Origin of the sequence: Streptomyces sp. NPDC012888 (assembly GCF_042900645.1) — a bacterium.
Lineage (GTDB): Bacteria > Actinomycetota > Actinomycetes > Streptomycetales > Streptomycetaceae > Streptomyces.
In genome coordinates, this window is record NZ_JBIBBM010000022.1 from 9533 (window position 1) to 17771 (window position 8239).

General features: G+C 75.0%; 7 protein-coding genes. 1 reads left to right on the forward strand and 6 read right to left on the reverse strand.

Annotated features, from left to right (window positions below):
* Positions 1-709: 709 nt before the first annotated feature.
* From fxsA to ACFY61_RS30270, 4 genes are all read right to left on the reverse strand, one after another.
* A complete protein-coding gene (fxsA, locus tag ACFY61_RS30255) occupies positions 710-1294 on the reverse strand; it encodes an FxsA family membrane protein (protein ID WP_389477250.1) in 585 nt (194 codons plus the stop codon).
* Between the two features lie 71 nt (positions 1295-1365).
* Positions 1366-2154 (reverse strand): polyprenol monophosphomannose synthase, encoded by a 789-nt coding sequence (locus ACFY61_RS30260; protein WP_389477252.1) that lies wholly within the window; start codon positions 2152-2154, stop codon positions 1366-1368.
* A gap of 109 nt (positions 2155-2263) precedes the next feature.
* Positions 2264-3889: an amidohydrolase gene (locus ACFY61_RS30265; RefSeq protein ID WP_389477254.1), complete on the reverse strand. Its 1626-nt coding sequence runs from the start codon at positions 3887-3889 to the stop codon at positions 2264-2266.
* Between the two features lie 477 nt (positions 3890-4366).
* Positions 4367-4807 (reverse strand): Lrp/AsnC family transcriptional regulator, encoded by a 441-nt coding sequence (locus ACFY61_RS30270; RefSeq protein WP_389477394.1) that lies wholly within the window; start codon positions 4805-4807, stop codon positions 4367-4369.
* Between the two features lie 214 nt (positions 4808-5021).
* Here ACFY61_RS30270 and ACFY61_RS30275 point away from each other — a divergent pair, with 214 nt between their 5' ends.
* Complete coding sequence (locus ACFY61_RS30275; protein WP_389477256.1) at positions 5022-5447, forward strand: hypothetical protein; 426 nt, start codon at positions 5022-5024, stop codon at positions 5445-5447.
* 32 nt (positions 5448-5479) lie between these two features.
* Here the strand turns inward: ACFY61_RS30275 and ACFY61_RS30280 are convergent, their stop codons facing one another.
* Both ACFY61_RS30280 and ACFY61_RS30285 read right to left on the reverse strand, forming a co-directional pair.
* Positions 5480-6580, reverse strand: coding sequence for a phosphotransferase family protein (locus ACFY61_RS30280; RefSeq protein WP_389477258.1), 1101 nt, complete (start codon positions 6578-6580; stop codon positions 5480-5482).
* 30 nt (positions 6581-6610) lie between these two features.
* Positions 6611-7687, reverse strand: coding sequence for a hypothetical protein (locus ACFY61_RS30285; RefSeq protein ID WP_389477396.1), 1077 nt, complete (start codon positions 7685-7687; stop codon positions 6611-6613).
* Positions 7688-8239: the final 552 nt, after the last annotated feature.

Genomic DNA, 8239 nt, shown 5'->3' on the forward strand with positions numbered 1-8239 from the left:
GGTAATAGACGTGGGGGGGGCCCCGGGGGGGGGCCCCCCGGGCGGGGGGCCCGGGGGGGGGGGCCGGGCCCGCGGGGCGGGGGGGGGGGCCCCCCCCCCGGGGGGGGGCCCCCCCGCGGCTCTTCGTGCTGCCCGCCCGCGGCCGCCCGGCGGCCCAGCCCCGCCCGTCCGCCGGGCTCCGCCCCCGCGCCTCAAACGCCGGCGAAGCTCGACAGGCCCACCCGGCACCGGCCCGCAGGGCCGCACCCCGCCGGGCCAATCCAGCCCGAGCGGCGCTTGAGCGGGCCCAGCCGGAGCCCCGGTCCACATGGCGGAGCCGGGCCGCACCGTCAAGCCCGAGCGGCGCTTGAGCGGGCCCCGGCGGAGCCAAGCCGCGCAGCCGGCTCCGCTCGGGCACACGGGGCTCCGCCCCGAACCCCGCTCCTCAAACGCCGGAGGGGCTGGATTTCCCCACCCGGAACCGACCCGCAGGGCCACACCCCCGCCAGGCCCCACCAAGCCCGAGCGGCGCTTGAGCGGGACCAGCCGGAACCCCGGGCCACATGGCGCAGCCGGGCCGCACCGTCAAGCCAGAGCGGCGCTTGAGCGGGCCCCGGCGGAGCCAAGGCTGCGCAGCCAGCGCTCCCCCCGGGCACGCGGGGCTCCGCCCCGCACGCTCCTCAAACGCCGGAGGGGCTGGACATGCGCGCCGGAGGCGTAGGCGCGGGGGTCAGGGGGTGAGCGGGGGGCGGGTGGGGTGGTCGGGGTCGGCGGGGTGGTCCTCGCGGATGACCTCGCCCTGGACGACCTTGCCGTCCGGGTAATGGATGCGCGCCTGGTGGTACGCGTTGCCGAAGCTGCCCGCCGAGGCCGCCGCCATCCTCCGGTCCAGGATCCGCTCCGCCCGCCGGCCGGCCAGCGCCCGTACCGGCGGCAGCAGCAGGAGCAGACCCGCCACGTCCGACAGCAGGCCCGGCAGGATCAGCAGCAGGCCCGCCAGCATGGTCATCGCGTTGCCGGAGCCGCGGCCCGGTTCCTGGGCGGTCGGCGGGCGGCCCGTCCGGGCCGCCTCCTGGGCCTGCTGGAAGGTCCCGGTGAGGTTCTTGAACGCGCGCCGCCCGGCCCGCTTGATGACCACCACGCCCAGCACCAGGCCGGCCGCCAGCAACAGGGTCACCGACAGGCCACCGGCGGCCTGGGCGACCAGGCCGAGCAGCCAGACCTCCAGGACCACCCAGACCGCGATGGCCAGGGGGACGAGGGTGCGGGGGCGCTTCGAGCGCCGGGCCGTCGGGGAGGGTGCTCCGGTCGTCATACCCCCAGTGTGCCCGGTGGCCGCCCGTACGGCGTCGGCCGGAGGGACGGGACGTCCCCTAAGGGTGCAGGTCAGGGGCGGGGTGGGCGGGCCGAGCCGGTGCCGGGGATGCCGAGCTTCGCCGCCCGGGCGCCCAGGCCCCAGGTGGTGACCCGCCACAGGGCCTCGACCACGATGTCCCGGCTCATCTTGCTGTCGCCGAACTCGCGCTCCACGAAGGTGATCGGCACCTCCACCACGTGGAAGCCCTTGCCCACCGCCCGCCGGGCCAGGTCGACCTGGAAGCAGTAGCCGGCGGACGCGACCTCGTCCAGGCCGAGGCCCTCCAGGGTCTCCCGGCGGAAGGCGCGGTACCCGCCCGTCACGTCGCGGATCGGCACGTCGAGCATCAGCCGCGAGTAGGTGGAGCCGCCGCGGGAGAGGAACTCCCGGTGCTTGGGCCAGTTGACCACCCGGCCGCCGGGCACCCAGCGGGAACCGAGGACCAGGTCGGCGTTCTTCAGGGCGGTCAGCAGGCGGGGCAGTTCCTCGGGCTGGTGGGAGCCGTCGGCGTCCATCTCGACCAGCACGCCGAAGTCGCGCTCCAGCCCCCAGCGGAAGCCGGCCAGGTAGGCCGCGCCGAGCCCTTCCTTGCCCTTGCGGTGCAGGACGTGCACCTGCTCGTCCTCGGCGGCCAGCTCGTCCGCCAGCTTGCCGGTGCCGTCCGGGCTGTTGTCGTCGGCGACCAGTACGTGCGCCTCGGGCACGGCGGCCCGGACGCGGGAGACGATCGGCCCGATGTTCTCCGCCTCGTTGTAGGTCGGAATGATCACCAGAGTCGTGCCGAGCGGCCCGTACCGCCGCTGACCGCCGTCGCTCACTGGTTCCCCTTCGTACGTCCTGTCCGGGAGACCCCCACTCTAGAACAGCGGATCGGGGCCCGGAGCCCTTCGGGCCGGTCCGGCGCCCCCCGCGCGGAGCACGCGCCGGTCACGCCCGCGGCCGTGCGAACACCTCCCGGCCGCCGACCACCGTGGCGAGGCACACCGGCAGTTCCCGGCCCGGGGTGAGGTCGGGCAGTCCGGGGGTGCCCGAACGGGGGTCGGTGGACCAGCGGGCGACGCGGTCGTCGGGGGCCTGGACGACCAGTTCCCCGGTCTGCCAGATCGCGTAGTCGGCGGGGGCGCCGGGCACCAGGACGCCGGCGTCGTCACGGCCGACGGCCCGCCAGCCGCCGCGGGTGTGGGCGGTGAACGCGGCGCGTACGGAGATCCGGTGGTCGGGGGTCCGGTGGAAGGCGGCCGCGCGGACGGTGCCCCAGGGGTCGAGGGGGGTGACCGGCGCGTCCGAGCCGAACGCCAGCGGCACGCCGGCCTTCAGCATCGCCGCGAACGGGTTGAGGGTACGGGCCCGCTCGGCGCCCAGACGGTCGGCGTACATGCCGTCGGGGCCGCCCCACTGCGCGTCGAAGGCGGGCTGGACGGAGGCGGTGAGGCCGAGTTCGGCGAAGGCGGCGATGGTGGCCGGGGTCATCATCTCGGCGTGCTCGACGCGGTGCCGGGCGGCCCGGATCCGGTCGAGGCCGACCCGCTCCGCGGCGGCGCGGACCCCGTCGACCACGGCGGTGACGGCGGCGTCGCCGATGGCGTGGAACCCGGCCTGGAGTCCGGTTTCGGTGCAGGCGGCGACGTGGTCGGCGACCTCGGCGGCGTCGAGGTAGGCGGTGCCGGTGTGGGCGGCGTCGGTGTACGGGGCGTGCAGGCAGGCGGTGTGCGAGCCGAGCGCGCCGTCCACGAACAGGTCGCCGGCGGCTCCGACGGCGCCGAGTTCCTTCGCGAGGGCGAGGTCCCGGTCGGCCCAGTAGCCGAAGACGCGGGGGCCGGGTTCCTCGCGGGCCAGCTCCAGCAGGGAGGTGAAGTCCTCGGGCGAGGAGATCTCCGGCCCGCCGCACTCGTGGACGGAGCCGATGCCGAGTGAGGCGGCCTGCCGGAGGGCGGCGCGCTGCGCCTCGGTCCGCTGGGCGGGGGTGACGGCGCCGAGGGCGGCGGCGCGGACGGCGTGGTGCGCGTCGCGTGTGAGCGGCTCGGTTTCGTCGAAGCCGGGGATCTGCCGGATGCCGGGTACGAGGTCGAGGAGGGCGGTGGTGACGACGGCGGAGTGGACGTCGATCCGGCTGAGGTAGAGGGGGCGGCCGGCGGCGGCCTCGTCGAGCTCCGCCCGGTGCGGGGCGCGGCGCTCGGGCCAGCGGGCGGCGTCCCAGCCGTGGCCGAGCAGGACGCGGTCGGCGGGGCGGTTCCGGGCGTGGTCCCGTACCAGGGCCAGGGCGTCGGCGAGGGAGGCGGCCCGGGTCAGGTCGAGGCCGGTCAGGGCCAGGCCGGTGGAGGTGGCGTGGACGTGGGCGTCGGTGAAGGCGGGGGTGACGAGGGCGCCGTCGAGGTCGACGACCTCGTCGACGCCTTGGGCGAAGGCGTCGGCGGCGCCTTCGGAGCCGACCCAGGCGATGTGGCCGCGCTCCACCACCATGGCGGTGGCGAAGGGGTCGGCGGGGCTGTGCACCTCGCCGCGGCGCAGCAGGACGGTGCGGGTGTGGGTGTGCGGGGTCGCGCCATGACTCATGCGCACAGTCTCGCGCGTCGCCCGCCGCCCCCGCCCCACCGGGGGCCCGGCCCGCCCCTGCCCGGGCCGGCAGCCGGCCCGAAGCCAGGCCGCCAGCCCCGGGGAGGCCACAGCCGCGCAGCCGGCTCCGCCCGGACACACGGGGCTCCGCCCCATACCCCGCTCCTCAAACGCCGGAGAGGCTGGAAATGCGCCCCGGCACCGACCCGCAGGGCCACACCCCGCCAGGCCCCACCAAGCCCGAGCGGCGATTGAGCGGGCACCAGCGCACCCACAGCCGCGCAGCCAACGCTCCGCCCCGGCACACGGGGCTCCGCCCCGCACCCCGCTCCTCAAACGCCGGAGGCGCTGGATATGTCCACCCGGAACCGGCCCGCAGGGCCACACCCCGCCGGGCCGCGCCATCAAGCCCGAGCGGCGATTGAGCGGGCACCGGCGGAGCCACAGCCGCGCGGGCGGCGTTGCGCTCGGGCGGGGTCAGATGCGGGGTGGGCGGGATTCGTACGGGGTGGAGAGGACGACCGTGGTGCGGGTGGCGACGTGGGCCAGGGCGCGGATGCGGCCGAGGAGGTCCTCCAGTTCGAGGGGGGTGGCGACCCGGCACTTGAGGATGTAGTTCTCGTCGCCGGCCACGCTGTGGCAGGCCTCGATCTCCGGGACGCCGGCCAGCCGCTCCGCGATGTCGTCCGGGGCGCTGGGATCGAAGGGCTTCACCGAGATGAAGGCGGTCAGCGGCAGGCCGACGGCCTCCGGGTCGACGACGGCGGCGTAGCCGCGGATCACCCCTCGCTGCTCCAGGCGGCGTACTCGCTGGTGGACCGCCGACGTGGACAGGCCGGTGGCCTTGCCCAGGTCCGTGTAGCTCATCCGCCCGTCGCGCACGAGCAGATCCACGATCTGGCGGTCCAGATCCTCCATTGCGCTCATAGCCGCTCAACCTAAGGCCCAGGCGGCGTCCGCGCCCAGTACCGTCTCACCGCACGGGGCACCTGCGGCAGGCATGTGACGAATGCCACAGGGGTATGCACTGCTGTGGCGGGGTGTCGTGGTTACTCGTACCGCATGGCGGGAAGTGCTTGCTGTGGCCGAGGCCGAACATGCCCGCCCGGCCCACCCAAGGGGGAGTACAACCATGCCGAACACCAAGCGCACCGGCCGTAGCGAGCCGGAGCCCCTCGAACTTCTCGAAGCCGAGGACGACGACTATCTCGAAGAGGCCGAGTCCTTCGAGACCCACCACGCGACGTGCCCGGACTGCGGCCAGTCGATCGCGCTCGTCGCCGACGAGGAGCACCTGCCGCAGCACGCGCTCTGCCTGACCCCCTGGAACCCGTTCGGGCTCACCGTGTGCGCCGGGACGGGCCGGCCGGTGGGGGACGCTCTCCCCGCCATCGGTCCGGCCGAACCCCTGGAGCTGGAGCCTGTGGTGCTGTTGACGCTGCCTCAGGGGCTGGACTGGCGGACGCAGCCGTTCTCGCACGTCGGTGGCCCCGGTTCGCGTCCGGTGCGGTGGGCCGCGGCGCAGCCGCAGCCGAGCCGGCACGTGCGCGCTGCCTGACGGCGCGTCAATCTCCGTCGATCGGCGGTGGTTCACCAGTAGGTGCCCTGCACCATGGCGGCGAGGCTGTCGTGGTGCAGGATCAGGCCGTCCGGGTCGGCGGGGACGTCGACCTCCCCGAAGTGGGCCTGCCGGTAGGCGATCCGCAGCATGACGATGCCGTGCCGGAGCGCCGCGTACAGGGTGTGGAACTCCATGTCGCGCGGGGTGTGTCCGGTCAGTTCGGCGTACCGCCGTTCGAGGTCCTCGCGGCGCAGGAAGTCCGGGAGTCCGGGCTGGCCGAAGGCGACGGTGAGGTCCTGGAAGAAGCGGTGCAGGTAGACCGTCCAGCCGAGGTCGACCTCGCGCGGGGCGTACGCGGCCATTTCCCAGTCGAGGACGGCGACGGGCCGGAATCCGTCGGGCTGGTAGATCACGTTCCCGATGCGGGCGTCCCCCCAGTTGAGTACGGATTCGCCCTCGTCGGCGGGCCAGAGCCGCTCCAGCGCGTCGAAGGCGCGTTCCAGCAGCGGTGAGGGTGCGAGGCCCTTCACCACCCAGGCGTAGTAGGCGCGTTGGGCTTCGACGTGGCGGCGCAGCGGGGTGCCGGTGCTGTCGAGGGGTAGGAGGAACTCGGCTTCCTTCGCGGGGAACTGGTCGTGGAGGCGGGCGAGCAGCCCGATGCTGGCCTCCTGGAGTTCGGCCCGTTGCGCGTCGGTCGCGGCGTGCAGCCAGTTGCCCTCGTAGGTGTAGGGCATGACGTCGGGCGGGACGCGGCCTTCGGCGCGGGCCATGACGAAGAACGGCGCGCCGAGCGGGGCGGGGTCCTCTTCCAGCCACAGCACGCGGGGGACGGGTACGTCGGTGTGTGCGGCGACCAGGCTCATGACGCGGTGCTGGCGGGGCATGTCGTAGGTGGGGAAGACGGTGTAGGCGGCCGGGTCGGCGGCGAGGCGCAGGGCGCAGGCGCGGACCGGGGCGTCGGGGTGCTCGATGTCGAAGAGCAGGGTTTCGCTGGACATGCCGTTGGAGCCGGGTACGGAGGTGCCGGTGACGCGGGCGCCGGGGAGGTGGTGGTCCAGCCATGCCGCGAGGCGGCGGCCGAGTTCCCCGGGTTCGCGGGTGGTGGTGCGGGGGCGCGGTGCCGTGGCCATGGGGTGGCCCCTTTCCTGCTGGGCGGCTGTCTACGGGGCGACGGAGCTGTAGTCGGTGAAGCCGCTGGGGTCGTGGCGGCCGAAGCTGCCGTGTTCGAAGATGCCGTGGCCGGTGCGCCCGTCGAGGGTGAAGCGGGCGGAGTGGTCGGTGACGCCGTACGCGGCCAGGGGGTGGGCGGCGGGGTCGGAGAGGTCGTAGGTACGGCGGTCGGTCCAGCCGCGGCCGCGCCAGCTGCCGTGCTGCCAGTCGCCGGCGGGCGGGTAGCCGGCGCCGACGGCGAGCGGGGAGGAGCCGAGGATCTCGACGCCGAGTTCGAGGGGTTTGCGGGTGACGGGTTCGGTGAGGTGGACGACGGCGGAGACGGGGTGGCGGGTGCCGGGGCGGTAGCGGATCTCGGTGTGGGGCCAGCCCAGTTGGACGTCGGGGCGGCCCTGGTCCTCGGGGAAGACCTGGACGGCTTCGTTGAGGGTGCGGTGGCCGCCGGCGTCCTCCTGGGCGATGACCATCAGGAAGCGGTCGTCGAAGCGGACGGGGATCCACAGCCAGTGGAAGCCCTCGGTGCGGTGTTCCTCGGCGGCGCGGCCGCCGTCCTCGCCGGGCAGGGGGCGCACGCCCCAGCTGCGGTCGCGGGTGCCGGTCCACTCCCCCGGGGTGACGGTGAGGTCGAGGCCCTTGGCGCGGATGGTTCCGGTGGCGTGGCCGGCCTGGACGAAGCGGCGTCCTTCGAGGGTGAGGCGGTCGCCGCGGCGCTGGACGTGGTGGGGTTCCCAGAGGGCGGGGAACTCGGCGGTCCAGGTGAGGTCGCAGGAGAGGCCGAGGGGGTCGGCGGGGTCGGGGTCGCACTGGAGGGTGATCTGCTTGAGCGGGGTGTCGACGCGGATCCGGAGCGGGCCGACGGAGAGGTTCATGCGGTCGTCGGTGAGGGCGTCGGAGGCGCGGACGGCGAGGAGTTCGTCGCCGAGGCGGAGGGTGGCGTAGGCGTCGATGACGCCGGCGTTGGGGTAGACGCCGAGGCCGAGGACGAGGACGGCCCGGCCGGCGTGGTCGAAGACGTGGAAGATGCAGCGGTCGTAGGCGTTGCGGTCGCCGGTGGCCATGTGCTTCATCGAGAGCGGGGCCTGGTGGATGGGGTATTCGTCGAGGGCTATGGGGCGGTCCGCGGGCACGGCAAACCTCCTGGGCGCTGGTGGCGCGGGCGGGTGGGGCTGGGCGTGCGCGGGCCCGTCCGGGTGTACGGCCCGGCGGGTCCAGCGGATATGACGGTACGTCAGAATCCGGCTGTGCGACCAGCCTCCTGACAATCCCTGACAGCCCGGCACGGCACGCCGGGGAGCGCTCGAACACAAGGCCCCCGTGACCAGTGACGCGGGACCGGCGTTGGCCTTGGCATGACCTTGCTTGAAGCCTCAACCGGCAGAAGGCGGCGATCGGCTCGGCCGGTCGTCGAAGAATCGGTTCAGCAGCTTCCCGACCCCCCGATCTACCGGGCGCTGATCGCGCACTGGGCGGGCGAGGGGCGCACCCTGCCGGGGGGGGGCCGCCCCCCCGGGGGGGGCGGGGGGGCGGGCCCCCCGGGGGGGGGGGGCGCCCCCGCGAGGGGGGACCAGCGCCGCCACGCGCGCAAGGGTGCGGGCGGGGCGCGTGGTTTGGGGGGGTTG

Excerpts from the sequence above, each read along its gene's own strand:
- fxsA (WP_389477250.1), bottom strand. The coding sequence starts at position 1,294 with ATGACGACCGGAGCACCCTCCCCGACGGCCCGGCGCTCGAAGCGCCCC.
- ACFY61_RS30265 (WP_389477254.1), bottom strand. The coding sequence starts at position 3,889 with ATGAGTCATGGCGCGACCCCGCACACCCACACCCGCACCGTCCTGCTG.
- ACFY61_RS30270 (WP_389477394.1), bottom strand. The coding sequence starts at position 4,807 with ATGGAGGATCTGGACCGCCAGATCGTGGATCTGCTCGTGCGCGACGGG.
- ACFY61_RS30275 (WP_389477256.1), top strand. The coding sequence starts at position 5,022 with ATGCCGAACACCAAGCGCACCGGCCGTAGCGAGCCGGAGCCCCTCGAA.
- ACFY61_RS30280 (WP_389477258.1), bottom strand. The coding sequence starts at position 6,580 with ATGGCCACGGCACCGCGCCCCCGCACCACCACCCGCGAACCCGGGGAA.
- ACFY61_RS30285 (WP_389477396.1), bottom strand. The coding sequence starts at position 7,687 with ATGAAGCACATGGCCACCGGCGACCGCAACGCCTACGACCGCTGCATC.